The organism is Rhodococcus sp. Z6_132 (assembly GCF_058133635.1).
Genome location: NZ_JBYUNP010000001.1, coordinates 1,188,346 through 1,214,339 on the forward strand (window position 1 = coordinate 1,188,346; position 25,994 = coordinate 1,214,339).

The 25,994-nt window shown below is 73.6% G+C and carries 24 protein-coding genes; 16 read left to right on the forward strand and 8 right to left on the reverse strand.

Going from position 1 to position 25,994, the window contains the following annotated elements; translation table 11 throughout:
* Position 1: 1 nt before the first annotated feature.
* The 5 genes from AC3YO9_RS05515 to AC3YO9_RS05535 all read left to right on the forward strand — a co-directional run bounded on the left by AC3YO9_RS05515 (position 2) and on the right by AC3YO9_RS05535 (position 7,063).
* The gene (locus AC3YO9_RS05515; protein ID WP_489982399.1) at positions 2–1,639 is read left to right on the forward strand and encodes an ABC transporter ATP-binding protein; all 1,638 of its coding nucleotides are present in this window, start codon (positions 2–4) and stop codon (positions 1,637–1,639) included.
* Complete coding sequence (locus AC3YO9_RS05520) at positions 1,636–2,790, forward strand: ABC transporter permease (protein ID WP_489982400.1); 1,155 nt, start codon at positions 1,636–1,638, stop codon at positions 2,788–2,790. Before AC3YO9_RS05515 ends, AC3YO9_RS05520 begins: the two co-directional genes overlap by 4 nt.
* Positions 2,787–3,701 carry an ABC transporter permease gene (locus AC3YO9_RS05525; RefSeq protein WP_127781723.1) on the forward strand — a complete coding sequence of 305 codons (915 nt, stop codon included), beginning with the start codon at positions 2,787–2,789 and terminating at the stop codon, positions 3,699–3,701. The genes AC3YO9_RS05520 and AC3YO9_RS05525 overlap by 4 nt, the downstream gene beginning before the upstream one ends.
* A gap of 49 nt (positions 3,702–3,750) precedes the next feature.
* Entirely contained in the window at positions 3,751–4,815 is a 1,065-nt protein-coding gene (locus AC3YO9_RS05530) for a TauD/TfdA family dioxygenase (RefSeq protein ID WP_127781724.1), read from the forward strand.
* Between the two features lie 61 nt (positions 4,816–4,876).
* The gene (locus AC3YO9_RS05535; RefSeq protein WP_489982401.1) at positions 4,877–7,063 is read left to right on the forward strand and encodes a cytochrome P450/oxidoreductase; all 2,187 of its coding nucleotides are present in this window, start codon (positions 4,877–4,879) and stop codon (positions 7,061–7,063) included.
* A gap of 56 nt (positions 7,064–7,119) precedes the next feature.
* Here AC3YO9_RS05535 and AC3YO9_RS05540 read toward each other — a convergent pair whose 3' ends face one another.
* On the reverse strand, positions 7,120–8,202 hold the full coding sequence (locus AC3YO9_RS05540; protein ID WP_489982402.1) for a zinc-binding dehydrogenase: 1,083 nt from the start codon (positions 8,200–8,202) through the stop codon (positions 7,120–7,122).
* Between the two features lie 129 nt (positions 8,203–8,331).
* On the opposite strand from AC3YO9_RS05540, the gene AC3YO9_RS05545 reads away from it, so the two are divergent.
* Entirely contained in the window at positions 8,332–9,789 is a 1,458-nt protein-coding gene (locus AC3YO9_RS05545) for an aldehyde dehydrogenase family protein (RefSeq protein WP_489982403.1), read from the forward strand.
* A 62-nt stretch (positions 9,790–9,851) separates the two neighbouring features.
* Here AC3YO9_RS05545 and AC3YO9_RS05550 read toward each other — a convergent pair whose 3' ends face one another.
* Entirely contained in the window at positions 9,852–10,940 is a 1,089-nt protein-coding gene (locus tag AC3YO9_RS05550) for an acetamidase/formamidase family protein (protein WP_489982404.1), read from the reverse strand.
* Between the two features lie 197 nt (positions 10,941–11,137).
* On the opposite strand from AC3YO9_RS05550, the gene AC3YO9_RS05555 reads away from it, so the two are divergent.
* The 4 genes from AC3YO9_RS05555 (at position 11,138) to AC3YO9_RS05570 (ending at position 14,472) form a co-directional block, all read left to right on the forward strand.
* A complete protein-coding gene (locus AC3YO9_RS05555; RefSeq protein WP_489982405.1) occupies positions 11,138–12,034 on the forward strand; it encodes a VOC family protein in 897 nt (298 codons plus the stop codon).
* Complete coding sequence (locus tag AC3YO9_RS05560) at positions 12,022–13,317, forward strand: hypothetical protein (RefSeq protein ID WP_489982406.1); 1,296 nt, start codon at positions 12,022–12,024, stop codon at positions 13,315–13,317. The genes AC3YO9_RS05555 and AC3YO9_RS05560 overlap by 13 nt, the downstream gene beginning before the upstream one ends.
* Positions 13,314–14,111 carry an IclR family transcriptional regulator gene (locus tag AC3YO9_RS05565; protein ID WP_164860543.1) on the forward strand — a complete coding sequence of 266 codons (798 nt, stop codon included), beginning with the start codon at positions 13,314–13,316 and terminating at the stop codon, positions 14,109–14,111. The genes AC3YO9_RS05560 and AC3YO9_RS05565 overlap by 4 nt, the downstream gene beginning before the upstream one ends.
* Positions 14,112–14,301: 190 nt before the next feature.
* Complete coding sequence (locus tag AC3YO9_RS05570; protein ID WP_489982407.1) at positions 14,302–14,472, forward strand: hypothetical protein; 171 nt, start codon at positions 14,302–14,304, stop codon at positions 14,470–14,472.
* Between the two features lie 287 nt (positions 14,473–14,759).
* Here the strand turns inward: AC3YO9_RS05570 and AC3YO9_RS05575 are convergent, their stop codons facing one another.
* A complete protein-coding gene (locus AC3YO9_RS05575; RefSeq protein ID WP_489982408.1) occupies positions 14,760–15,746 on the reverse strand; it encodes an NAD(P)/FAD-dependent oxidoreductase in 987 nt (328 codons plus the stop codon).
* On the reverse strand, positions 15,743–16,057 hold the full coding sequence (fdxA, locus tag AC3YO9_RS05580; RefSeq protein ID WP_489982409.1) for a ferredoxin: 315 nt from the start codon (positions 16,055–16,057) through the stop codon (positions 15,743–15,745). The genes AC3YO9_RS05575 and fdxA overlap by 4 nt, the downstream gene beginning before the upstream one ends.
* 331 nt (positions 16,058–16,388) lie before the next feature.
* Here fdxA and AC3YO9_RS05585 point away from each other — a divergent pair, with 331 nt between their 5' ends.
* A complete protein-coding gene (locus AC3YO9_RS05585) occupies positions 16,389–17,081 on the forward strand; it encodes a YoaK family protein (RefSeq protein WP_489982410.1) in 693 nt (230 codons plus the stop codon).
* A 24-nt stretch (positions 17,082–17,105) separates the two neighbouring features.
* On the opposite strand, the gene AC3YO9_RS05590 is transcribed toward AC3YO9_RS05585, so the two are convergent.
* Both AC3YO9_RS05590 and AC3YO9_RS05595 read right to left on the reverse strand, forming a co-directional pair.
* Complete coding sequence (locus AC3YO9_RS05590) at positions 17,106–17,972, reverse strand: diacylglycerol/lipid kinase family protein (protein WP_489982411.1); 867 nt, start codon at positions 17,970–17,972, stop codon at positions 17,106–17,108.
* Positions 17,969–19,633, reverse strand: coding sequence for an FAD-binding oxidoreductase (locus AC3YO9_RS05595; protein ID WP_489982412.1), 1,665 nt, complete (start codon positions 19,631–19,633; stop codon positions 17,969–17,971). Before AC3YO9_RS05595 ends, AC3YO9_RS05590 begins: the two co-directional genes overlap by 4 nt.
* Before the next feature lie 17 nt (positions 19,634–19,650).
* Here AC3YO9_RS05595 and AC3YO9_RS05600 point away from each other — a divergent pair, with 17 nt between their 5' ends.
* The 3 genes from AC3YO9_RS05600 to AC3YO9_RS05610 are packed head-to-tail and all read left to right on the forward strand — an operon-like array spanning position 19,651 to position 22,474.
* Positions 19,651–20,265, forward strand: a complete 615-nt coding sequence (locus tag AC3YO9_RS05600) for a TetR/AcrR family transcriptional regulator (protein ID WP_489982413.1) — start codon at positions 19,651–19,653, stop codon at positions 20,263–20,265.
* On the forward strand, positions 20,262–21,809 hold the full coding sequence (locus tag AC3YO9_RS05605; RefSeq protein WP_489982414.1) for a glycerol-3-phosphate dehydrogenase/oxidase: 1,548 nt from the start codon (positions 20,262–20,264) through the stop codon (positions 21,807–21,809). Before AC3YO9_RS05600 ends, AC3YO9_RS05605 begins: the two co-directional genes overlap by 4 nt.
* 50 nt (positions 21,810–21,859) lie before the next feature.
* On the forward strand, positions 21,860–22,474 hold the full coding sequence (locus AC3YO9_RS05610; protein WP_127781737.1) for a putative glycolipid-binding domain-containing protein: 615 nt from the start codon (positions 21,860–21,862) through the stop codon (positions 22,472–22,474).
* A 39-nt stretch (positions 22,475–22,513) separates the two neighbouring features.
* On the opposite strand, the gene AC3YO9_RS05615 is transcribed toward AC3YO9_RS05610, so the two are convergent.
* Positions 22,514–23,851 (reverse strand): amidase, encoded by a 1,338-nt coding sequence (locus AC3YO9_RS05615; protein WP_489982415.1) that lies wholly within the window; start codon positions 23,849–23,851, stop codon positions 22,514–22,516.
* Between the two features lie 32 nt (positions 23,852–23,883).
* The gene (locus tag AC3YO9_RS05620; protein ID WP_489982416.1) at positions 23,884–24,807 is read right to left on the reverse strand and encodes a prephenate dehydrogenase; all 924 of its coding nucleotides are present in this window, start codon (positions 24,805–24,807) and stop codon (positions 23,884–23,886) included.
* 141 nt (positions 24,808–24,948) lie between these two features.
* On the opposite strand from AC3YO9_RS05620, the gene AC3YO9_RS05625 reads away from it, so the two are divergent.
* Together AC3YO9_RS05625 and AC3YO9_RS05630 are read left to right on the forward strand one after the other, a co-directional pair.
* Positions 24,949–25,491, forward strand: a complete 543-nt coding sequence (locus AC3YO9_RS05625) for a tRNA adenosine deaminase-associated protein (RefSeq protein WP_127781739.1) — start codon at positions 24,949–24,951, stop codon at positions 25,489–25,491.
* 65 nt (positions 25,492–25,556) lie between these two features.
* Positions 25,557–25,991, forward strand: coding sequence for a nucleoside deaminase (locus AC3YO9_RS05630; protein WP_489982583.1), 435 nt, complete (start codon positions 25,557–25,559; stop codon positions 25,989–25,991).
* Positions 25,992–25,994 lie beyond the last annotated feature (3 nt).

The window sequence follows — 25,994 nt, forward strand, 5'->3', positions numbered from 1 at the left end:
CATGACCACTGCCGGCACCGCCCCGGAGCAGCCCGTCCCGCTGTCCGAGGCCCCTGAGATCGGTGGACCGCCCGCACCGCTGGTGCTGCGCGGCATCACCAAGCACTACGGACGCGTCACCGCGTGCGAGGCGATCGACATGACGGTGGGCGAGGCCGAGATCCACGGCCTGCTCGGGGAGAACGGTGCCGGCAAGTCGACCCTGATGAAGATCCTGCTGGGCCTGGTCAGCCCGGACGACGGAACGGTGTACCGGTCGGGCAAGCGGGTCCGCATCGACAGCCCCTACGCGGCGCTGAACCTGGGCATCGGCATGGTGCACCAGCACTTCAGCCTGATCGAGGCGCTCACGGTGTGGGAGAACGTGGTGCTGGGCGAGCGGGGCAAGGTCGACCGTGCCGCCGCCTGCGCCGACGTGGAGGCGGTGGGCGCCCGCTACGGGCTGCCCATCGACCCGCTGGCCACGGTCACCGAGCTCTCCGCCGGACAGCGCCAGCGGGTGGAGCTGATCAAGTGCCTGCGGCGGGACCCGCAGGTGCTCATCCTGGACGAGCCCACCTCGGTCCTGACCTCGGCGGAGTCGCAGGAGCTGTTCGCGGTGCTGCGCAACGCGGTCGTGGCCGAGAAGCGCTCGGTGATCCTGATCAGCCACAAGCTGTCGGAGATCGCGGCGGCCACCGACCGGGTGACCGTGCTGCGCCGGGGTCGGGTGGTGCACCGCGGGCTCACCGCCGACTCCTCCCCGGCCGAGCTGGCCCGGCAGATGGTGGGCCGGGAGGTCTCGCTGCACCACGGCGGGGCGCTCGGGGTGGAGCTCGACCAGATCGAGCTGGTGGAGCCGGCAGCGTCGGCACAGCTGGGGAAGTCGGTGACCGAGCCGTCGGAGGGGACGGTGCCCGCGCTGTCGCTGGACGGGCTGACGCTGCGCAACGCCGAGGGCCGGCTGCTGCTGGACTCGCTGTCGCTCACCGTGCAGCCGGGGGAGATCGTCGGGCTGTACGGGGTGGAGGGCAACGGCCAGTCCGAGCTGGGCGACGTGGTCTCCGGCCTGGTGCCGGAGGTCACGGGAACGCTGAGCGTGGCCGGCACACCGGTGGACGTCTCTGCGCCCGGGGCGGTGGCTGCCGCCGGCATCGGGGTGATCCCCGAGGACCGCCACCGCAGCGGCGTGGTGCTGGACATGAGCATCGCCGACAACCTGGTGATGAAGGACCTCACCGCGGTGTCCCGGCGGGGCTGGCTCAACCGCAAGGCGATTCGCGAGCGCGCCGAGCAGCTGGTGGCGCAGTTCAACATCGCCACCCCCTCGGTGGACGCGCCCATCCGCAGCCTCTCCGGCGGCAACCAGCAGAAGGTGGTGCTGGCCCGCGAGCTCTCCGCTCGGCCGGCGGTGCTGGTGGCCGCCCAGGCCACCCACGGCCTGGACGTGGGGGCCATCGAGGACATGTACGTGCGGCTGCGGGAGGCCGCCGACAGCGGCGTGGCGGTGCTCCTGGTCAGCACCGAGCTGGAGGAGGTGATGGCGCTGTCCGACCGGGTGGCTGTGCTCTCCGGCGGCCGCATCGTGGGCGTGCTCGCCCGGTCCGAGGCCACCAACGAGCGCCTGGGCATGCTCCTGGGCGGGGAGGAGGCGGCATGAGCTCCGTCGCCACGATCACGCCCGACCCGGCGCCGCCCGCCCCCGCACCCACCCCCGGGGGCCCGCCGCGGTGGCTGCGGGTGGACGGCTCGGCCGTCGGCCAGCTGGGCATCACCGTGCTCGCGGTGGCGGGCGCGTTGCTGCTGTCCACCCTGCTGGTGGCCGCCACGGGTGGCTCCCCCTGGGCGGTGGCCACCGCGATCGTGCAGGGCGGGGTGGGCGACGCCGCCGCGTGGTCGCAGACCCTCACCGTGGCGGCCCCGCTGCTGCTGGTCGCCGTCGGGGCCTGCGTGGCCAGCCGCGCCGGGGTGTTCAACATCGGCCAGGAGGGCCAGGTCCTGCTCGGCGCGATGGGCGGCACGTTCATCGCGCTGAAGATGGCCGGCCCGTCCACGGCGGTCATCGTGGTCAGCCTGCTTGCCGGAGCCCTGCTGGGCGGGGTGCTGGCCGGCATCAGCTCGCTGCTCTTCCGCATCCGCCGGGTGAACATCGTGGTCTCCACCCTGCTGCTGTCCTTCGTGGCCATCCAGGTGGTCAGCTACGCGGTGAGCACCCCTTGGCTGCTGCAGGAGGCACGCAAGTCGGCCTCGGGCACCGCGGCCTCGCAGTCGGCGCTCATCCCGGCCGACGTCCGGCTGCCCACCATCGGCGAGTACCCGGGGCTGGCGCTGAGCGCGGGGCTGATCCTGGCGGTGCTGGCCGCGTGCCTGGCCTGGACCGTGCTCTCCCGCACCGCCTGGGGCTTCCGGATCCAGATGCTCGGGCTCAACCCGCTCACCGCCGCCCACGCCGGGGTGCGGGTGGCGCTGGTCAGCGCCGCGGCCCTGGCGTTCTCCGGCGCGATGGCCGGGGTGGCCGGCGCCGTCATCGTGGAGGGCTCCGCCTTCCGGCTGCAGCCGGCGGTGTCCAACAACTTCGGCTGGGACGGCCTGCTGGTCGCCCTCATCGCCCGCAACCGGCCGCTGGTGGCCATCCCGGTGGCCATCGCCTTCGGCGCGCTGCGCACCGGGTCCAACTTCCTGGCCTCCACCGGGGTGCCCATCTACCTCGTCAACGTCGTCCAGTCCCTGCTGGTGCTGGCATTCGTCATCGCCCCGGCGATCAGCCTCGTGCTGGCCCGTCGGCGCCTGAACCGGGGGACCGCCGCATGAGCATCGTGGACAGCTCCGAGGTCATCCTCTCCAGCGCGGTGCGCCTGACCGCGCCGCTGGCCTTCGCCGCCTGCGGGGAGTACCTGGCCGAGCGGGCCGGCACCCAGAACATCTCGGTGGAGTCGATGATGCTCTCCGGGGCGTTCACCTCCATCGCGGTGGCCAGCCAGACCGGCAGCGCCCTGGTGGGCCTGGTGGCGGGCGCCGTCATCGGGCTGCTGGTGGGGATGCTGCACGGCCACCTCGCGCACCGGCTGGAGGTCAACACCTTCGTCGTCGGCCTGGTGCTCAACACCTTGGCCCTCGGGCTGACCAGCTACCTCATCTCCATCGCCGACTTCACCAACCACCAGGTGGACCTGCTCACCATCCCCGGGCTCAGCGAGATCCCGGTGCTGGGGCCGGTGCTGTTCTCCCAGCGCTGGCCGATGTACCTGCTGCTGGGCCTCGTCCCGCTCACCTGGTGGCTGGTGGAGCGCAGCCGCTGGGGCCTGGAGCTGCGGGCGGTGGGCGACAACCCGCAGGCCTGCGACGCCACCGGCATCGACGTCAACCGCCGCCGCCGGCAGGCCCTGCTGTGGTGCGGGCTGCTGTCCGGCCTCGGCGGTGCCTACCTGGCCGTCGGCGAGGTCGGCTCGTTCAACGCCAACATGACCGGCGGCCGCGGCTTCCTGGTGCTGGCCGCGGTGATCTTCGGCTGCTGGCGCCTCAAGGGCACCCTGGTCGGCTGCGCGGTGTTCGGCTTCGCCGACGCCCTGCGGCTGGCGCTGCCCGCCCTGGGCCTGCAGCTGAACTCCCAGGTGCTCATCGCCGCGCCGTACCTGCTGGCGCTGGTGGCCATGGTGGCCATGACCAAGTCCGGCCGCGAGCCGCGCTACCTGGGCCGGCCCTTCGCCCGCGGACTCACCTAGCTCGTCCCGTCCACTCCGACTCTCTGCCGAACCCCCAAGGAGAACCACCATGACGACCTCGACGGCGCTGCAGCCGATCACCGGACCCGCGGCCTGGACCGGCGCCGAGCTCGCCGGCAGCACCGAGTGGGTGTACCTGCTCAGCGACGCCGAGATCGCCGAGCTGGAGGAGGCGGGCCGCCGGTTCGTCACCGACAACCCCGACCTGCGCACCGTGACCCCGGCCGACTACCCGCTGCCGGTGTGCGCGGCGGGCATCGCCACCTGGACCCACGACCTGGACCGAGGCCGCGGCTTCGTGCTGGTGCGCGGCCTGCGCACCGAGCTGTACTCCGACGCGGTGTCCGGCGCCATCTTCTTCCTGCTGGGGCTGTACCTGGGAGCACCCATGCCGCAGAACCAGATGGGCGACCTGGTGGACCACGTGGTGGCCACCTCCAACAAGACGATGGACGACCCCGAGGCGCTGCCCTCGCGGGTGCGCGACAAGCTGGAGTTCCACTCCGACTCCTCCGACGTGGTGGGGCTGATCTGTCTGCGCGGCGCCAAGAGCGGCGGCGAGAGCCGGCTGATCAGCGGTGCGGCGCTGTACAACCGGGTGCTCGAGCTGCGTCCGGACCTGGCACCGCTGATGTTCGAGCCCTGGTACTGGGACTGGTACAAGCAGGACCACGACGCACCCGCCAAGACCTACGTCTCGCCGATGGTCAGCCACACCGACGGCGTGTTCAGCATCTACGCCGGCGGCTCGATGATCTGGAGCGCGCAGGACTACCCGGAGACCCCGCGGCTCACCGACGCCCAGAAGGAGCTGCTGGAGCTGATCCCGGAGATCACCGCCGACGAGAGCCTGCCGCTGGACATGCAGTTCCAGCCCGGCGACATGCAGTGGCTGCTGAACTACGCGGCCCTGCACTCGCGCCGGGAGTTCACCGACTTCCCCTCGATGCAGAAGCGTCGCCACCTGCTCCGGCTGTGGCTGCGCCGCCACGAGCAGCGCCCGCTGGTGCCCAGCTTCGGCAAGCCGGTCACCGCGGACAAGGCCCCACAGCAGGAGGGCGGGTCGTTCGACATCGTCGAGGCCGTCATCCCCCAGGAGACCTGGGGGCTGTAGCCGCGCGAGCAGAGGTTTCGGAACGACGGCACGGCGACGGCACGGCGAAGGGCAGCAGAGAGTGGCGCAGCAGAGAGTGGTCATCGACTTCGACCACCACCGGGAGGAGTTCCGCGAGCACGCCACCACGGCCTACGCCCGGGTGCGGGAGTCCTGCCCGGTGGCGTGGACGCCGGCGCACGACGGGTACTGGGTGACCAGCCGCTACGCCGACATCGTGCGCATCGCCCGCGACGACGTCACCTTCTCCTCCGCCCGCGGCGCCGACCCGCAGCGGGGCACGGCCATCGTGATCCCCCGCGGGCCGGGCCTGGAGCAGTTCCCCATCGAGCTGGACCCGCCGCGGGCCACCGTCTACCGGGAGCTGGTCAACCCGCTGCTCACCCGGGAGGCGGTGGCCGAGCTGGTGCCGATGATCCACCGGCACACCGACGAGGTGATCGACGCCTTCATCGCCGACGGCCACGCCGACCTGGTGGCGCAGCTGACCAACCCGCTGCCCACCGCGGTGACCCTGGACTGGCTGGGCTTTCCCCGCGAGGACTGGAAGCGCCTGGCCGGCCCGGTGCACGACATCTTCGCCGCCGCCCCGGGCAGCGAGCGGGCCGCCCGCGGGGGGCAGGCGCTGGGCTGGATGGAGAGCCGCATCCGCGAGCTGCTCGCCGCCCGGCGCGCCGAGCCGCGCGCCGACGTGCTGAGCCGCCTGGTGTTGCAGACCCGCCCCGACGGCACCCGTTTCGACGACGACGAGCTGGTGTCGGTGGTGTTCCTGCTCATCGCCGGCGGGGTGGACACCACCACCTCGCTCACCGGCTCCACCCTGGTGCACCTGGCCCGCAACCCAGCCGACCGCGCGCGACTGATCGCCGACCCGGAGCTGCTGCCCGCGGCCACCGAGGAGTTCCTGCGGGTGTTCGCCCCGTCGCAGTCGATGGCCCGCACCGTCACCACCGACACCGAGGTGGGCGGCTGCCCGATGAGCCGCGGGGAGCGGGTGCTCATCCCCTGGGTGGCCGGCAACTTCGACCCCGAGGTGTTCACCGACCCCGAGCAGGTGCAGCTGGAGCGCAACCCCAAGGGCCACCTGAGCTTCGGGATCGGCAGCCACCGCTGCGCCGGGGCGCACCTGGCGCGGGCGATGTTCACCGCGATGCTCACCCGGGTGCTGCAGCGGCTGCCCGACTACCAGGTGGACGAGGCGGGGCTGGCGCGCTACGAGTCGTGCGGCAGCCAGGCCGGCTGGGACCGGGTGCCCGTCACCTTCACCCCCGGTTCGCGGCTGGACTCCGCCGCCCCGGTGCGACCGGGCGTGCGGTCGGCGGTGGTGGTGGGCCGCCAGCAGTGGACCGCCGACGTGGTGGCGCTGGACCTCGCCGCCCCCGACGGCGCCGCCCTGCCGCCGTGGCGGCCCGGTGCGCACGTGGCGCTCACCCTGCCCTCGGGCGCCACCCGGCACTACTCGCTGTGCGGCGACCCGGACGACCTCTCCCGCTACACCGTGGCGGTGCGGCGGGAGGCCGCCGGACGCGGCGGCTCGGCGGAGGTGCACCAGGTGCTGCTGCCCGGCACCACGGTGGGGATGTCCGCACCGCGCGAGCGCTTCGGGCTGGCCGAGGCACCGTGGCGGACGTTCATCGCCGGGGGCATCGGCATCACCCCGATCATCGCGATGGTGCGCTCGCTGGTCGCCCGCGGCGACACCGCCTGGGACCTGCTCTACTGCGGCCGGGACACCGCGCTGATGCCGCTGCTGGCGGAGGTGCGGGCGCTGGGCGGGCGGGTGCACGTCTCCGGCGAGCAGGGCCGGGTGGACCTGGACGCGGTGGTGGCCGGCCTGCCCGCGGGGGCGGCGGTGTTCTGCTGCGGCCCGGACTCGCTGATGGACGGGGTGGCCGCGGCGGTGGCGAACACCGACACCCCGCTGTTCGTGGAGCGCTTCGGTGCCGGCGCCGAGGTGGACGTGCTGGGCCCGGACGCGGCCGGCTTCGCCGTGCACCTGCAGCGCACCGGCCGCTCGCTGGCGGTGGCGGCCGACCAGACGCTGCTGCAGGCGGTGCGCGAGGTGGTGCCGGGCGTGGCGTCGGACTGCGAGGAGGGCTACTGCGGCTCCTGCGAGGTGCGGGTGCTGGCCGGGCCGGTGGTGCACCGCGACAGCGTGCTCACCGCCGCGGAGCGCGCCCGCTCGGAGTCGATGATGCTGTGCGTGAGCCGCTGCGCGGCCGGGCAGGAGCTGGTGCTGGACCTCTAGCTCCCCCCCACGGCCCGGTCACCCTCAGCAGGTGGCCGGGCCGTGCGGCGTGCGCGCTAGAAGGTGAGCACGGCCTTGACCACCGCGCCGCTGCGGGTGTGCTCCCAGGCCTCGGCGACGTCGGCGAAGGCGAACGACTGCATCAGCTTCTCCGCGGGGAACCGGCCGGCCTCGGCCAGCGCCAGCAGGCTGGGGATGGCCACGTCGGGCAGGCTGGAGCCGGAGATGACGCCGGTGACGGTGCGGCCGTTGAGGACGGTGCGCCAGTCCAGGCTGATGGTGGTCTCCGCCCCGATGCCCACCACCGCACAGGTGCCGCGGCGGTTCAGCGACTCCACGGCGGTGTGCAGCACGCGGCCCACCCCGGTGCTCTCCACCGCGTGGTCCACCCCGTCCGGGGCCACCTCCGCCAGGGTGGCGGCCAGCTCCTCGGGCAGCACCGTGCGGGTGGCGCCCAGCTCCTTGGCCAGCGCCAGGCGCTCGGTGCTGAGGTCGACCACCACCACCTCCCGCGCCCCGGCGGCCGCCGCCGCCATCACCGCGGCCAGGCCCACGGTGCCGGCACCGAACACCGCCACCGTGTCGGCAGGGCCGGGCTTGAGCACGTTGAGCACGGCGCCGGCCCCGGTCATCAGCCCGCAGCCGTAGGGGGCGACCGCGGCGGGATCCACCCCGGCCGGCAGCGCCACCAGGCTGGACTCGCGCACCAGCATGTGGGTGGCGAAGCTGGACTGGCCCAGGAAGTGCGCGTACGCACCCGCCCCGTCCACGGTGATGGTGGACGAGCCGTCGGCCCGGCCACCGGTGAAGTTCAGCCGGTCGAACTCGCTGCAGTAGGCGGGCTCACCGGTGCGGCAGCGCAGGCAGGTGCCGCACCGGGCGAAGCTGGCGATCACCGCGTCGCCCACGGCGAACCGGCTGACGCCCTCGCCCCACTCCTCCACGTGGCCGGCGCCCTCGTGGCCCAGCACCGACGGCCGGGAGACGTCGTGGGAGAAGTGCAGGTCGGTGGCGCAGATGCCGGTGGCGGCCAGGCGCACCAGCACCTCGCCGGGGCGCGGGTCGTCCAGGCTGACCGTCTGCAGCTCAGGGGCGCGGCCGGGGGTGGTCACCACGGCGGCGAGAACGTCACGGGACACGGGGAGCTCCTTGCTCGGGGGAGGTGCGTCGGGAGGGGTTGTGACTGGCCTGTGCCCCGCAGGAAACAACGTTGTTAAATGCGAGATAGCGTATTGCTTGCCAAGACGGAAGTATGCCATCGTCCAGTCATGTTGTCGCTGCCCGAATCCCAGCTGCTGATCAACGGGGACTGGATCCCCGCCACCGACGGGGGCACTCTCGCCGTCACCGACCCAGCCACCGGCGAGGTGATCACCACGGTGGGTGCGGCCGGTCCCGCCGACGTGGACCGCGCCGTGCGCGGGGCGGCCGAGGCAGCCCGGGCCTGGGCCCGCACCTCGCCCGCCGAGCGCGGGACGGTGCTGCGCGCGTGGGCCGGGCTCATCGCCGCGGCCAGCGAGGAGCTGGCGGCGCTGGAGGCCCGCGACGTGGGCAAGCCGCTCAGCGACGCCCGCCGCAACGTGTGGATCGCCCACGACATGCTGGTGTACTTCGCCGGGATGGCCGACAAGGTCACCGGGGCCACGCTGCCCTCGCGGCTGGAGGAGAGCTTCGGCTTCACCCTGGCCGAGCCGCACGGGGTGTGCGCGCTCATCACGGCCTGGAACGTGCCGGCGCTGCTGATGATGGCCGAGGCCGCCCCCGCGCTGGCCGCCGGCAACACCCTGGTGGTCAAGCCGTCGGAGGTGGCCCCGCTGGTGGTGCTGCGGCTGGCCGCCCTCGGGGTGGAGGCCGGCCTGCCGCCGGGGACGATCAGCGTCCTCACCGGCCTCGGGACCGACGCCGGACAGCCGCTGGTGAGCCACCCGCTGGTCAACCACGTCAGCTTCGTCGGCTCCACCACCACCGGCAAGGCCATCATGCGTGGCGCCGCCGAGCGGCTGGTGCCGGTGAAGCTGGAGCTGGGCGGCAAGTCGCCCAACGTGGTGTTTGCCGACGCCGACCTGGACGCCGCGCTGCCGCTGATCGCGGCGTCGATCACGGAGAACTCCGGGCAGAACTGCAACGCCGGCTCGCGGCTGCTGGTGCACCGCAGCATCGCCGCCGACGTCACCGAGCGGCTAGCGGCGATCATGGCGGCCACCCGCATCGGGCACTGGGACGACGACCTGGACATGGGTCCGCTGGCCAGCGAGGCGCAGCGGCAGAAGGTGGAGCACCACGTGCAGCTGGCCCGCGGTGCCGGCGCACGCATCGTCACCGGTGGGGGCCGGCCCGAGGGGGAGCGCTTCGCCCACGGCTACTTCGTCACCCCCACGCTCATCGACCAGGTGGACCCGACCATGGCCGTCAGCCGCGAGGAGATCTTCGGCCCGGTGCTCACCGTGCAGGAGTTCGGCGACACCGACGAGGCGGTGAAGCTGGTGGACGACACCGACTTCGGCCTGCAGGTGGGCATCTGGACCCGGGACGTCTCGCGGGCGCTGCGGGTGGTGCGCGAGGTGCGCAGCGGTCAGGTGTCGGTCAACGAGCCGTCCAACGTGGGCGTCATCGGCCTGCCCTTCAACGTCACCAAGGCCAGCGGCTTCAACAGCGGCGGCGGCTACACGGCGATGCGCGAGTACACCGCGGAGAAGGCGGTGAGCATGCGCCTGGGCGCGTGGTGAGCCGGACCTGGCACCGCGAGAAGCCCCGCACCACCCGGTGCGGGGCTTCTCGTGTGCCGGGCTCAGGCCCAGGCGGGGAAGTCCTTCTTGCTGATCAGGCAGTGCACGCCCTTGACGTCGTCCACCACCTGGCTCACCACGAAGTTGCCGGCCGCGCTGAGGTAGAGGTAGGCCACCGACGGCGGCACCTCCGCCACCTCGGCCAGCACCCGGATGGCCTCGCGCACGCACTTGCGCATCGCCTCGTCCAGGTCGCGGTCGAGCCCGATGGCCACCCAGTGGGTGGGGGTCTCGCCGACGGGGCCGTCCAGCGCGCCCACCGAGGCGAAGGCCGCGTCCGGGGTGAGCACGGTGAGGCGCACGGTGGTGCGCAGCGAGGCCTCCAGCGCGGTCAGCGACACCTCGCCGTTGCCCTGGGCGAAGTGTGGGTCGCCCAGGTAGTAGCCCGCCCCCGGCACCTGCACCGGCAGGTACATCGTGGAGCCGCCGCCCAGGTCGCGGACGTCGAGGTTGCCGCCGTGGCGGCCCGGCGGGATGGTGTTGAGCGCCTCCTCGGTGGCCGCGGTGACCCCGGACAGGCCCATGAAGGGGTGCAGCGGGAAGGTGATGCCGCTGCCGGAGTCCCAGCGCATGGTCGCGGTGTGCGCGGCCAGGTCCACGGTGCAGAACTGGCTGAGCAGGTTCACCGGCTCGCCGGTCTCGTCGTCGACGGGGCGCTCGCCGGCCAGGCAGCCCAGCCCGTGCCGGCTGGAGACCACGCCGTAGGGCACCCGCGGGTCCAGCTGCAGGTACTCGATCCTGAGCACGTCGCCGGGGCGCGCGCCCTCCACGTGGATGGGGCCGGTGACCACGTGCGGGCCGTCCGGGCCGCGGGTGTGCACCACGTCGGAGGCGGCCAGCTCCACCAGGTCGGTGAGCACGTCGTCGGCGGCCACGCCGTGGCTGTCGAAGTAGGTCAGCGGGTCGCGGCCCTGGTCCTCCATCAGCCCCTCGTGGGAGAGGGTGTCGACGGTGACGGTCTCGCCGGAGGCGATGGTCAGCACGGGCTTGCGGTCGGGCGTGGGCAGCCGTCCCCAGGACAGCGCCGCGCCGGTCGCCGTCAGGTAGTGCTGTCCGGGGACAGGGCCGGTGTGAGGTTGCAGGACAGTCAACTCGGGAGCCTTCCAGTGAGCCGGGGAAGCGGAGACGAGTGCCTCGACGGCTCAAAAACTAGGGGTGCGGCGTTCCGGGCAGGTTAACTACGTGTTGCATTACGCTATGACGTCTCACATGGCTTGACGACGGTCTCGGGCGATTCCTAGGGTTCGGACTGTGCACCGCAGGGTGCCGCGACGGAAGGTGAACCGCAGTGACCGAGCCGGTGCAAACCCGCCCCCTGGGCCCCGCCAGCGTGCAGTACGTCCGCCTGGCCGTGCCGGACATGACCGCGACGATCGAGTTCCTCGCGTACCACGTCGGTCTGGCCCTGGAGGAGCACGACGAGAGCCACGCCTACCTGCGGGTGGGCACCGAGCACCACAGCGTGGAGCTGCTGCACGAGCCGAGCCTGTCGGCCTTCCGCTACGACGGCGTGGGCTACAGCGTGGACAACGACACCGTGCTGGCCGACCTGGAGCAGCGGGTGCGCGCCGCCGGCCACGAGGTGCTGCCGCTGACGCAGGGGATGAAGGGGCTGTGCCAGGCGGGCTTCGCCGTGCGCGACCCCAACGGCACGCTGGTGGAGCTGTTCACCGACTTCATCGAGTACGCCGAGACGCCGTGGCCGGACCTGCGCCCACAGACGCTGGTGCACCCGTTCATCATCACCGACCGCTACGACGAGACCCTGGCGTTCTACCTCGACGTACTTGGCTTCCAGGCCTCGGACTACGTGGAGGACTTCACCGCGTTCCTGCGCTGCGAGGACCGCTACCACCACAGCCTGGCCGTGCGCCGCAGCGACCGCTTCGCCCTGGAGCACCTGTGTTTCATCATGGGCGACATGGACGGCGTGATGCGCCGCCGCGCGCGGGCGCAGTACCGCAACGTCAAGATCCTCGGCGACGTGGTGAACCACTCCGCGTCCACCTCCATCGCCTTCTACCTCTACGACGACCAGCACGGCCCGCGCTACGAGCTGTGCGACGGCCACCGGATCTTCACGCCGGCCGAGCACGAGACGCACCGGCCGCGCCGCCTCAAGCGCGACCCGCGCAACATCGACGTCTGGCGGGCCGAGGCCGACGACCGGACGTGGGCGCACTGATCCCCGCCGAGCACCTGGCGGACACGGCTGCCGAGCTGGTCCGGCGCGACGACCTGCTCGCCGCGCTGGAGGTGCTCAGCGCTGCCCCCGTGGATCGTGGCGCGGAGCGCGGCTGCGCCGAGGCGCTGGCGGCGTGGAGCCGGCAGCGCTGGCCGCAGCTGGGCTTCACGGTGCAGGACACAGGCGCTGGCGGGGCCAACCTGGCGGCGAGCACCGGGTCGGACCGCGGCGGAGTGCTGCTGTGCTCGCACCTGGACACCTCCACCTCCGGCGAGGGCACGGTGCATCGCGAGGTCACCGGCTCCACCACGCCGTACCAGCCAGGCGTGTGCCTGGACGGTGACGCGGTGTCGGGGTTCGGCCTCGGGGTGGCCCGGGCACCGGCGGCGGCGGTGCTGGTCGGCTACGCCGCGGCCGCCACCGCGCTGGCCGAGGCCGGGGTGGCCGGCACCGTGCAGCTGCTGCTGGCCAGCGGTGGCACCCACCGCAACACCGCGCTGGCCGAGCCACCGCAGCCGGCCTGCTCGGGGGTTCGGCACTACCTGGACCACGGTGGTGCACCCGACGCGGTGATCGTGGGCAAGTCGGGCCCGCCCGGGGTGCTGCACGAGGAGCCGGGGGCGGCGTTCCTGCGCATCCGGGTGAGCGCGCCCGGCCCGGGGGTGGTGCTCTTCCGTGACCAGGCGCAGCCGGTGGGCGGGCTGCCCCGGCACGTGGGCCTGGTGTGCGCGGCGTTCGAGGCGTGGCGCGGGCAGTGGCGGGCGCTGCCCACCACCGGGCAGACCGGGCGGGAGGCCGGCATCGGCGCCATCCGCACCGGCGCGGTGGCCAAGCCTGACCTGCTGCCGGCGCACCTGGACCTGTTCGTCTACCTGGTGTCGGCCCCTGGCGACGAGCTGGGCGCGCACCTGGACCGGCTGCACAACACCCTGGTGGGGCACCTGCGCGGCAGCCCGCTGGCCGGCTGCACGGTGGAGGTGACGGTGGGCGACGCGGAGCCGGGCGGCGCCACGCCGGCGTCGGCGCCCATCGTGGAGCTGGTGCGCGCCGCGCGAGCCCGCCACCTGCAGCGCGGCGGAGAACCGGACATCACCGGGTGGACCGGCTCCACCGACGGCGTGCTGTTCCGCGCCCGGGGGATCGACACGGTGCGCACCGGACCCCAGGGTCGAGCCGATCCTGACCGGCCTGGACGGGATGTGTGCTCGGCGGAGGAACTTGTACGGTACGCACAGGTGTACGCAGCTGCGGCCGTGCGCTTCGCGGTCAACAGGGGAGAGTGAGTGCACTGACAACCAGCACGGGTCCGGCCACGGCCGACGACCACGACGACGGGTCTGCGCAGGGCCGGGGCCGGGCGCCGGCCATCCAGGCGGTGGAGCGGGCCGCGGTCATCCTGGCTGCGTTCACCCCACAGCGACCGCGGATGAGCCTGAACGAGATCACCGCGGCGCTGGGCACCAGCAAGGCCACCGCGCACCGCTACACCAAGGCGCTGCGGGCGGCGAACCTGCTGCGCTACGACCCCACCGAGACGGTGTACTCCCTGGGCCCGCAGATCCTCACCCTGGCCGCGGCCGCCCGCTCGGCGCTGCCGGTGATCAAGATCGCCGAGCCGTTCATGGACCAGCTGCTGCGCCAGGTGCAGGAGACGGTGGTGCTCAGCGTCTGGGACGGGGAGAGTCCGATCGTGGTGGCCTCCAACGACAACACCGACCACGTGGCTCGGGTGGCAGTGCGCCTGGGTGCGCGCCTGTCGCCCACCGCCTCCGCCCAGGGGCGGGTGTTCTGCACCTTTCTGCCCGAGGGCGAGGTGCCCATGCTCAAGAGGGAGATGCAGACCAACCCCGACTTCGCCGAGGAGCTGGTGGGCATCCGCGAGACCAAGGTGAGCGTGAAGTCGCCGGTGGTCAACGGGCTGCGCACGCTGGCGGCGCCGGTGTTCCAGGACGGCCGGGTGGTGGCGGCGCTGGCCGTCATCGCCACGTCGGTGGCCGGGCAGCAGGGCGAGGACGAGACCATCGCCGCCCTGCAGCAGACCGCCGAGCTGATCTCCGCGGAGCTCGGCCGGGCCTAGCGGCTCAAAGGAAATCATTGAGACGCAGGCCTTCTCGCGTCGATCTGTCTCTTGTGGACACCCGCAGGAGTGGGTATCTTCGTGCCGGCTTGGGCTGCGGGGGCGTCGGCCTCCGCGCTGTTCCGACTAGGCGATCGGTGGCGAGTGCGTGAGCGCGGATGGACTGCCCCTTGGTGTCGCGTCAGTGATCATGGGGGTGCTGATCATCGTCAGTCGGCACTGGATGGGGCGCTTCGAGGAGAACTTCTGGCGCGGTCGTCGCAGCGCTGAGTCCTCGGCACGGTTGTCGTTCGTCATCGGCTGCCTCTTTATCGCGGCCGGGCCCGTCCTCGCCCTCGTCATCGGCGCGCTCGACAAGTAGGGCGCGTGGCTCGGTCAACGGTTTGTCGCAGCAGCAGGGGGGATTCGTCCGATGAGTAGTGCGTGGCCGCTCACCGCAGCAACGATCGTGCTGGGCGTGCTGGCAATCGTGTTCCGGAAGCCCTATGCCAGGTTCCTGGGCCACACAGTGCAGAGCATGCCGACAGCGCCGTTCGGGCTCAAGGACAAGAAACCTGAGTTCTGGCGGAGGTACACCGTGGTCGGGGCCATCGGCATGATGCTGATGGGCATGTTGTTCCTGCTCCTGGTCCCGTAGTCGGGTAGGCGCTACGCGTCGGAGGAGTGTCCCGGCGTCACCGACAGGGCTGGATTCACCAGCGGCGCCAGGTTGTTCACCGCCGACGCCGCTTCGCCGAAGCCCACGCTCATCAGCCGCACCTTGCCGGGGTACTCGCTGATGTCGCCGGCGGCGTAGACCCGCGGGATCGAGGTCTGCATGTCCCGGCCCACCACGATGCGCCGCTTCCGCTGCTCCAGGCCCCAGGTGTCCAACGGCCCCAGGTCGGCGATGAACCCCAGCGCGGCCACCACCGCGGTGGCGGCGAGCTGGACGGGCTCGGGGTCCTTCTTGTTCTGCACGGTGATGCCGGTGATCCACTCCTCGCCGTGCACCCCCACCACCTCGTGCGGGGTGAGCACCCTGATGGGGGCGAGCTTGAGCAGCGCCTGGCTGCGCTCGTGCGCGCGGAACACCGGTCGGCGGTGCACCAGCGTCACCGAGGACGCGATCGGCTGCAGGCCCAGCGCCCAGTCGAGCGCGGAGTCGCCACCGCCGACCACCACCACGTCCTGCCCGGCCAGCTCGTCCAGCCGCGGCACGAAGTAGCGCAGCCCGCGGCCGAGGTAGTCCGAGCCCACCGGCAGCTCGCGGGGGATGAAGCTGCCCACCCCGCCGGTGACGAGGATGGCCTTGGCCTCGATGCGGCGCCCGGTGTCGGTGGTGACGGCCACGCCGTCGTCGCCGTGCTCCAGGGTGGTGGCGGTCTCGCCGAGGATGAGCAGCGGGTCGTGCTGGCGCGCCTGCTCGGACAGGGCGTCCACCAGGTCCTGGCCCTTCACCGCGGTGAAGCCGGCGACGTCGTAGATCGCCTTCTCCGGGTATAGCGCGGCGACCTGCCCGCCCAGCTGGGGCAGGGAGTCCAGCAGCGCGACCGTCATGCCGCGGAAGCCGGCGTAGTAGGTGGCGTACAGCCCGGACGGGCCGGCGCCGACGACCAGCAGGTCCACCTGCACGGTGGGCTGCGGGGCGGTCACGTCGCGGCCCACTCGGTGACGGCGGGGTGGTCGGTGCCCACGGGGCCGATCTTGCGGGCGCCGCCGGGGGAGCCGATGGTGGCGAAGAACTGCTCGTTGATCTCGATGAACACGGCACGGTCGGCCGGCACGTCCTCCTCGTGAAAGATGGAGATCACCGGGCAGACGGGCTCGCAGCGGCCGCAGTCCACGCACTCGTCCGGGTTGATGTACATCATCCGGTCGCCCTCGTAGATGCAGTCCACGGGGCACTCGTCCACGCACGACTGGTCGGTCTCGTCGATGCAGGGATCGGTGATCACGTAGGCCATGGCACTCCTTCACTGGCGTCACGCAATGCAGGTCGTCACCGCGTAATGCGAGATAGACTCGCCGGAGGTGATCGCCGGTGTCAACGCAGATCCCGGCTGCGGCCGGAGATTTACGCACTCGTAACCGTGGCGGACCGGGCAGGCTGCCAGGCCCCTTGCCGGCCCCGCGAGGGACGAGGCCGACGAACGTCGCGGGGGAGCATGGGGCCGGTTGACGCTCTTCGAGTGTCTCGCTTAGCGTTACGGCGACTTGCTCCTGCCGCCCGCGCTGGTGGTGGCAGGGCGTTGGCCAGCCCCGAGGAGCTCCCATGACCGTTCGACCGTGCGCGCGGTGAGCGCCCCCGCCGCGGCTCCCCGCCGGGTTGCCGCTGACACCCAGCAGGTGGCGCTGGTGCTGATGCTGGTGCTCACCTTCGTCACCGGCGTGGTGGACGCGGTGGGCTACCTCGGCCTCGACCGGGTCTTCACCGGCAACATGACCGGCAACATCGTGATCCTCGGCATGGGTGTGGCCGGCGCCGACGAGCTGCCCGTGCTGGGCCCCGCGATCGCCCTGCTGGCGTTCACCCTCGGCGCGCTCGGGGCCGGCATGGTGCTGCGTCGAGCCGCGGCGGCGTGGACCACCCGCGTCACCGCGCTGCTGGCCGCCGGCGGCGCGATGCTGGGAGTGCTGGCCGTCGCGCTGTGGGTGCTCGACGACGGCTACACCCCCGACGAGCAGCTGGTGATCGCCGCGGGCACCGCGCTGGCCATGGGCAGCCAGGCCTGCGTGGCGCGCAAGCTGGCCATCAAGGACATGACCACCGTGGTGGTGACCTCCACGCTCACCTCGTGGGCCAGCGAGTCGCTGGTGACGGGGTGGCGCGGCGCGATCTGGAACCGCCGGCTGGGTGCGCTTGTGCTCATCCTGCTCGGTGCGTTGGTGGGTGCCCTGCTGCTGCAGGTGCACATGAGCGTGGCGATGGCGGTGGCGAGCGTGCTCACCCTCGGTGTGACCGCCGTGGGCCACCGCGCGCTGCGCTGACCCGCGCGCCCTCAGAGGACGAGCTCAGCGGCCGCCGAGCACCCGCAGCGCGCCCGGCGCCACGCGGACGGTGCACGGCACCCACCCCGCCGGCTCGCCGTCGGCGTAGAGCTCGATGGGCGTCACCGCCGTGAGGTGCACCTGCCGGCCCAGCTGCACCTGCACGACGTCGCCGTCCACGTGGGTGCCGCTGAACAGCTTGGGCAGGTTGGACACGAAGTGCCACCGCCCGGCGTGCGAGACGGTCACCACGTCGAGCAGGCCGTCGTCCATCCGCGCGTCCGGGGCGATCTTCATGCCCCCGCCGTAGCGCCCGGAGCTGCCCACCGCCACGGTGTAGCCGCGAAACGACCGTGCCGTTCCGTCCACGGTGACGGTGAGCTCGGCGGGGACCCAGGTGGCCAGGGTGCGCAGCGCCGCCCACGCGTACACCAGCTGGCCGCGCACCACGGTGGTGGCGTTGGCCCGCCGGGTGGCCTCGGAGTCGAACCCGCAGCTGATCACCCCCAGCACGGTGCGCCCGTCCAGCTCGGCCACGTCCACGGCCCGCTCCACCGCGCCCAGCAGCGCCGCCGCGGCCACCGCCGGGTCGCGCGGGACGCCCAGCGCGGCACAGAAGTCGTTGCCGCGTCCGCCGGGCAGCGGCGCGAGGACCGTGCCCGACACCCGGGTGCCTGCGGCTGCCCGGCTCAGCAGCCCATCGCCGCCGAGTGCGGCCACCACCGTGCCGGGCTGGGCCGCCGCGGCCACCTGCTCGGCGTCGTCGAGGTCACGGGTGAGGTGAGTGCGCACCTGCCAACCGTTGGCAGCCAGCGCCCGCTGCACCGCCGGCATGGCCGCCGCCGCCCGGCCGCCACCAGAGCTGGGGCTGACGAGCAGCAGCACGTTCACGGCATCATCTTGCCCGGGTTGAGGATGCCGGTGGGGTCGAGCGAGTCCTTCATGGACCGCAGCAGCTGCAGGCCGGTCTCGCCCACCTCCGCCGCCATCCACGGGGCGTGATCGGTGCCCACCGCGTGCTGGTGGGTGGCCGGGGCGCCGTGCGCGGCGATGACGTCAGACGCCGCGCGCTTGGCGGCGAGCCACTGGCCCTCCGGGTCGGTGGGGTCCTGGCGGGCCACCACGGTGAAGTACAGCGAGGCGCCCGTGCGGTAGACGTGCGAGACGTGGCACTGCACCAGCGGGGTGCTGGCGGCGGTGGTCAGCGAGCGGCGCAGCGCGGCGGCCACCGCGGTGTGCAGCGCAGGCAGGTCGCGCCAGGAGGTGGCGGTCTCCAGCGTCTCCACCAGCACCCCGTGGTCGAGCAGCTCGTCGCGCAGGTACGGGGCGTGGAAGCGCCCGTGCGACCAGGCCTGGCCCGGGCCGCTGCCCAGCGGGACGCCGCCGTGCTGGCGCAGCAGCGCCGCCGCCGCCCGGCTGCGGCGGGTGACCTCCGTGGCGGTGCCGTCCCAGCCGAAGATGGCCAGGCTGCCGGTGCGGCGTCCGCGGGTGCGCAGGTAGCCGCGCAGCGCGCGGGCGCCGAGGGAACCCCCGGCCAGGCGCAGCGTGGTGGTGGTCTCCTCCTCGTCGGACAGCCGGCAGGAGTCCGGCGCCACCCCGTGGCCGAGCTGCTGGGCCAGCGCCCGGAACGCCGCCGTGCCCGCCGCGAACGACGGGAACGACCAGCCGGTGAACTTCTGCACCGCCGGCGCGGTGCGCACCGCCACCGTGGCGGAGGTGACCACGCCGAGGCGGCCCTCCGAGCCCACCACCACGTCCAGCAGCCGCGGGCCGGCGGCGCTGGCCGGTCCACGGCCCAGGACCAGGTCACCGCTGGGCGTGGCGCAGGTGGCACCGATCAGCACCTCGTCGAAGCGGCCGTAGCCGGTGGAGGCCTGCCCGGCCGAGCGGGTGGCCACGAACCCGCCGACGGTGGCCTGCTCCCAGCTCTGCGGGAAGTGGCCCAGGGTGAGCCCGTGCGCGCCGAGCTCGCGCTCCACCTGCGGGCCGCGCATGCCGGCCTGCAGCGTGGCCGTCATCGACACCGGGTCGACGTCCACCAGCGCGTCCAGCCGGGTGAGGTCCAGGGCGACGAGCGCGGAGAACCGACCCCTCAGCGGCTCCACCCCACCCACCACGCTGGTCCCGCCCCCGAAGGGCACCACGGCCACCTCGTGCTGCACGCACGCCTGCAGCACCTGCCGCACCTGCTGGTGGTCGGCCGGGCACACCACGGCGTCCGGAGCGTGCTCGGCGTCCCCGCGACGCCGGCGCAGCAGGTCCAGGTAGGACTTGCCGCCGGCGTGCAGCACCCGGGTCAGGCGGTCGGTGCGCACGTGCTCGATGCCCACCGCCGCCACCAGTGCCGCGGTCGCGGCCTCGCTCAGCAGCGGGTCGGGCAGGCGCACCTGCTCCAGCGGCACCGGAGTGCTGCGCTCGCCCAGCAGGCCGGCCGCGGCCAGGTGCTCCCGCGCGGCCCGGGGCAGGGGGGCGCGCCGGGCCGGGTCGCCCCAGCCGTGCCACACCGAGCCGAGCCGCACCGACGAGTGGGCGCTGGCGTCCTCGCTGCTCATGCGGTACACAGTGACACATGACGTCTAGCCGTAACAAGGGCGAGGACGACGACGAGGTCACCGGCCGGATCCTCGACGCCGCCCGGGAGCTGGTCATCGCGTTCGGCCTGCGCCGCACCACCGCCACCGACGTGGCACGCCGGGCCGACGTCAGCCGCATGACGTTCTACCGCCGCTTCCCCGACATCCAGCGGGTGCTGGCCGCGCTGCTCACCCGCGAGTCCGCCGTCTTGTTCGCCGAGGTGGCCGACCACGGCACGGGAACGGCGCGGCAGCGGCTGTGCGCCACCACGCTGGCCGTGGTGCGCCGGCTCAGCACCGACCCGCTGCTCAACCGGGTGCTGGAGGTCGACCCCGAGGTGCTGCTGCCGTACCTGCGCGAGCGCACCGGGGCCAGCCAGCGGATGTTCCTGGACCTGCTGGTCGCCGCCATCACCGCCGGGCACGCCGACGGCTCGGTGCGCGAGTGCGACCCGGAGCTGGCCGCCCGCAACATCCTGCTGATGGTGCAGGTCTTCGTGATGTCCTGGGCGATCACGCTGCGGGAGAGCGACCCGGAGGGTGCGCTGGCCGAGCTGGGCATCATGCTCGACCACTACCTGGCCCCGGGGCTGTCGGAGCGTCAGGCGTGAGCGGCCCGCAGCCCGGCACCTGGCTCAACAGCCGCCGACGCAGCGCCGAGCTGGCCCAGCTGGCCGACGGCGCCGAGGTGGACCTGCTGGTGGTCGGCGGCGGGGTCACCGGGGCCGGCGTTGCCCTGGACGCGGCCAGCCGGGGACTGTCGGTGGCGCTGGTGGAGAAGGCCGACCTGGCCCACGGCACCAGCCGCTGGTCCAGCAAGCTGGTGCACGGCGGGCTGCGCTACCTGGTCAAGGGCGACGTGGCGCTGGCCTGGGAGTCCGCCCGGGAGCGGCACGTGCTGATGGAGCACACCGCCCCGCACCTCACCCGGGCGCTGCCCTTCCTCACCCCGCTGGACGAGCACACCCCGCCGCTGCCGGGGGTGGTGAGCCTGCTGGGGATGCGCATCGGCGACGGGCTGCGACGCGTCGCCGGCACCTCCGCCCACACCCTGCCCGCCCCGCGCCGGGTGTCCAGCACCGAGGCGCTGCAGCTGGTGCCGGGCCTGCGCCCCGCCGGGCTGCGCGGCGGGCTGGTGCACTGGGACGGCCAGCTCACCGACGACGCCCGGCTGGTGATCGGCCTGGCCCGCACCGCGGCCGGCTTCGGGGCGCGGGTGCTCACCTACGCGCAGGCGCTGCAGGTGCACGCCGACGGGGCCCGGGTGCGCGACGTGCGCAGCGGCGCCGAGCTGGACCTGCGGGCGCGGGCGGTGGTCAACGCCACCGGGGTGTGGGCCGACCGCCTTGCCCCCGAGGTGCGGCTGCGGCCCAGCAAGGGGGTGCACCTGGTGGTGCCCGCCGAGCGCCTGGGCCGGCCCTCCGCTGCGCTCACCGTGGGCGTGCCCGGCCACTTCGGCCGCTACGTCTTCGCCCTGCCCCAGCCGGAGGGGGTGGTCTACGTGGGGCTCACCGACGACCCCGCCGAGGAGGTCAGCGAGGAGCCGCAGGCCGCCGAGCGCGACGTCGACTTCCTGCTCGAGGTGGTCAACGCCGCGCTGCGCACCCCGCTCACCCGCGCCGACGTGCTGGCCACCTACACCGGCCTGCGCCCGCTGCTGGACACCGGCGACGCCAGCACCGCCGACCTCTCCCGCCAGCACTCCGTGCTGGAGCAGCCCCCCGGCGTGGTGACCGTGGTGGGCGGCAAGCTGACCACCTACCGCGCCATGGCCCAGGACGCGGTGGACCACGCCGTCGCGCTGCGCGGGCTGGACGCCGGTCCCTGCGTCACCGCCAAGCTGGGGCTGGTGGGCGCCCTGCCGCGCGCCGAGCTGCTGGGCGTGGACGCGCCGGCCCGGCTGGTGCACCGGTACGGCGCCGAGGCCCCGGTGGTGCGCAGCGTGGTGGAGCGGCCGGGCGAGCGCGTGGTGCCGGGGCACCCGCTGTGCCGCGAGGAGCTGCTGTTCGGAGCGCTGGCCGAGGGGGCGCTGGACGTCGGCGACCTGCTGTCCCGGCGCAGCCGGCTGACCACAGTGGCCCCCGCCCTCGTGCCCACCGCAGCTGAGGTGGCCAAACAGGTGCTGACTGAAGCGTCAAAAGCTCTGGGCGAGTGAGCATCCCCACCTCTGCGACCGCTCCAGCTGCGGACGCCTACCCTGGTCGCGTGACTGCATCAGTGACCGTTGAGAACACAGCGGCTCCGAACGACGAGAGCAACACCTGGCCGGCCATGCTGACCTGGGCCGGCGACGCCGCCGCGCTGCTCGAGTCCGCCCGTGTCCAGATGACCAGCCGAGCGGTGAAGGTGCACGGCCGCATCGTCGCCGGGCGCACCAGCGCGCACGAGTCGTTCAGCGCCTCCTACGAGCTGCTGCTGGACGAGGCCGGCGTGACCCGTCGGCTGGCCATCCGCAGCACCGTCGCCCAGGGCGACCGGCAGGTGGCCCTGAGCCGGAACTCCGACGGGCTCTGGCTGATCGACCACGGCCAGGGACCCAAGAGCTCGGGCTTCGACGGCGCCATCGACGTGCACGTCGGCGTGAGCTCGTTGTTCGCCACCCTGCCGGTGCGTCGCCTCGGGCTGGTCAACGACCACCGCGCGGAGACCGTGCCCGTGGTGGCGGTGAGCCTGCCCGACCTGACCGTGCAGCCGGCGACGTGCACCTACACCAGCTCGCCCACCGGCGTGGAGGCTGTGACCCCGTCCGGGGTGGCGCTCATGGCGGTGGACGAGGACGGCTTCGCGCTGGACTACGCGGGCATCACCCACCGCATCTGACGTTTCCTCCGGGGGCGTTCCACCCCTCGGGGCCGTCGGTCAGTCCTTGCCGTCGACCACGGCGGCCACCCGCAGGATGCCGCGCTCCTCCAGCTTCACCCCGGCCACCTGGATGCCGATCGGCAGCCCGTCCACGGCGCGGGCGGGCACGCTCACCGCGGGCGCACCCAGCAGGCTGAACGGGCTGGTCAGCCGGGACAGCTCGGCCCGCAGGTCCAGGTCGCCGGCCAGGGTGCGCTCGCCCAGCGGGGTGGCGCGCAGCGGCGTGGTGCCCAGCAGCAGCGCGTCCAGCCCGTAGGTCCTGCGCAGCGTGGCCATGATCGACGTCCGCAGCCGGTCGCGGGTGCGCAGCGCGCTGATGTACTCCTGCGCGGTGCGCTCGGACTGCGCCAGCAGGCGCTGCGCCGTCTCCGGCTGGAAGTCCTCCCGGCGCTCCACCAGCTCGGCGGCGTGGGTGGCGTGCGCCTCCGCCCCGACGATCACGGCGTAGGTGGCGGCGAGGGCGTCGAGGTCGGGGATCTCGATCTCCACCAGCTCCGCGCCGTGCTGGCTCAGCCGGGCGGCGGCGGCCTGCAGCACCACCTCCAGCTGCGGGTCGTCCACCCCCAGCAGCACGTTCTGCGGCAGCCCGATGCGCAACCCGGTCACGCCGGGCTCCTGGATGCCGCCCCCGGTGCCCTCGGCGCCGCGGGCCAGCACGTCCCACACCACTGACGCGCCGTGCACGTCGCCGGTGAGCAGCCCGGGCAGGTCCAGCGTGGTGGACACCGGCACCATCCCGGTGGTGGGCACCGCGCCCTGGTGCGGTCGCAGCCCGACGACGCCGCACAGCGCCGCGGGCACGCGGACGTCGCCGCCGGTGTCGCTGCCCAGCGCGAACGGCACGTAGCCCCGCGCCACGAGCGCGGCCGCACCGGAGGACGCGCCGCCGGTGATGGCCCCGTGCTCGTGCGGGTTGTGCGGCGCCGAGCCCACGCCGACGTCGCCGGTGGGACCCAGGCCGAGCTCCTGGCACTGCGCCTTGGCCACCACGATGGCGCCGGCCGCCCGGAGCCGGGCCACCGCCTCGGCGTCGGTGCGAGCGGGTGCGGCGCCGGCGCGCACCGCGCTGCCGCAGCGGGTGGGCAGGCCGGCCACGTCGATGGTGTCGCTGACGGCCACCGCCATGCCGTGCAGCGGTCCGCGCCACTGCCCGCTCGTGATCTCGGTGGCGGCCAGCTCGGCCGCCCGCATGGCGGCGTCGTCGTCGCGCGCAGTGACCAGTCCGCCGGCCTCGGTCAGCCCGGCCAGGGTGGACTCCACGTGGTCCACCGGGCTCAGCCGCCCCGAGCGCAGGTGCATCGCGAGCTCACGGAGATCGAGGGTGGAGTCCTTCATCCTGGCCATGGTGTCCATCCTGCCCGGGGCGCTCAGAGCCGGCGGATCATGCCCCCGTTGCGGCCCAGCGCGCGCAGCCGCTCCAGCGCCTGCGGACCGGTGAGGTCGACGTCGGTGACCTCGGTGCGGTGCAGCTCGTCCAGGCGCAGCCGGGCGGTGTGCCCCGCAGCAACGGTGCTACCCAGGGTTGCGTTGTCGCGCAACGAGTCGCGCGCGTTCGTCAGCCGGGTGAGGGTGTCCTCCAGCGCGTCGAGCAGGCTGCTGCGGTTGGCCTCGCACATCGCCTGCACCAGCTCGGGACGGGTGGCGGCAACCCGGGTGCCGTCGCGGAAGGACCCGGCGGCCAGGCTCAGCGCCAGCTCTCCGCCCTCGCCACCCACCGCCGCCAGGACTGCGGCCAGCACGTGCGGCAGGTGGGAGATGGCGGCGACGGCGCGGTCGTGCTCCTCGGCCGACGCCGGCACCACGTGGGCGCCGCAGTCCAGGGCCAGCTGGGCCACGTCCCGCCACACGTCCAGGTCCAGGCCGTCGTCGGCGGCCACCACCCAGGCAGCGTCGCGGAACAACGTGGCGCTGCCGGCGGCCCAGCCGGAGTGCGCGGTGCCGGCCATCGGGTGCCCACCCACGTAGCGCGCGGCCAGCCCGTGCTGGGCCACCGCCGCGGCCACCGGCGCCTTGACGCTCACCGCGTCGGTCAGCGCGCAGCCCGGGGCGTGCTCGGCCACCGCGGCCAGCACCGGCTGCAGGGCGGTCATCGGCACCGCCACCACCACCAGCGCGTCGGCGTCGGCGGCACGGCGCAGGGTGGCGGGCAGGTCGCTGCTGACGTCGTACCCGTCGGCGGGCGCCACGGGGGAGCGGTTGTAGCCCCACGCCGGTCGGCCCGCGTCGGTGGCAGCCCGCAGCAGCGAGCCGCCGATCAGCCCGAGCCCCAGCACACACACCGGTCTGGTCACGCCGCCTCAGCTCCTCGCCTCGCCCCGGTGCCTGGTGGGCACCGCCTGCCGGGCACGATCCTGGCACCCCGCCGCGACACCGCGTGCCTCGCACCGGGACGACGGTCCGCCGGCGGCTGGACAACGACTACCGTGATGCCCATGTCCGAGCAGCGTGGGTCCAAGAGCAAGGTCGCCCAGGAAGCCTCCGACGACGACCTCGAGGGCACCGCCATCGCCGTCACTCGCGAGGAGGGCACGTGGCGGTGCAAGCCGCTCAAGCCGGCCGCGCTGCACAGCCTGTCCGAGGCGGTGACCGAGCTGCGCGAGCTGCGCAGTGCGGGAGCGGTGTTCGGCCTGCTGGACGTCGACGACGAGTTCTTCCTCATCCTGCGGCCGGGTCCGCAGGGCATCCGGCTGGTGCTCTCCGACGCCACCGCGGCGCTGGACTACGACATCGCCGCTGACGCCCTCGAGCACCTCAACATCGACATTCCCGACCTCGACCCCGACGAGCTCGACGACGTCGACCCGTGGGCCGAGGGCGAGCTGGGCCTGCTGGACGACCTGGGCCTGCCCGCGACCGTGCTCAACGTGATCGCCAGCGACACCGACCTCTACGCCGACGAGCAGCTGACGATGATCGCCGAGCGCTGCGGGTTCGCCGACGAGCTCGCCGCCGCCGTGGACGCCTACGGGCGCTGAGCCCTCCCTCCCGACGTCCGGCGCCCTGCGTGAGCCCCTCCTGGAGCCCTGCCGCCGACGAGGCGATGGTGCGCGCCGCGCTGGACGCCGCGGGGCAGACCCCTGCCGGTGACGTGCCCATCGGTGCGGTGGTGTTCGCCGCCGACGGCACCGAGCTGGCCCGTGCCGCCAACGCCCGCGAGCACCTGGGTGACCCCACCGCGCACGCCGAGGTGCTGGCGCTGCGGGCGGCGGCACAGGTGCACGGCGACGGCTGGCGGCTGCTGGAGTGCACCCTGGCGGTGACCGTGGAGCCGTGCACCATGTGCGCCGGCGCCGCGGTGGCGGCCCGCGTGGGTCGGGTGGTGTTCGGGGCGTGGGAGCCGCGCAGCGGGGCTGTCGGGTCGTTGTGGGACGTGGTGCGCGACCGTCGGCTCACCCACCGGCCCGAGGTGCGCGGCGGGGTCTTGCAGAGCGAGTGCGCGGCGCTGCTGGAGGAGTTCTTCACCGGCCACCGCTGAGGG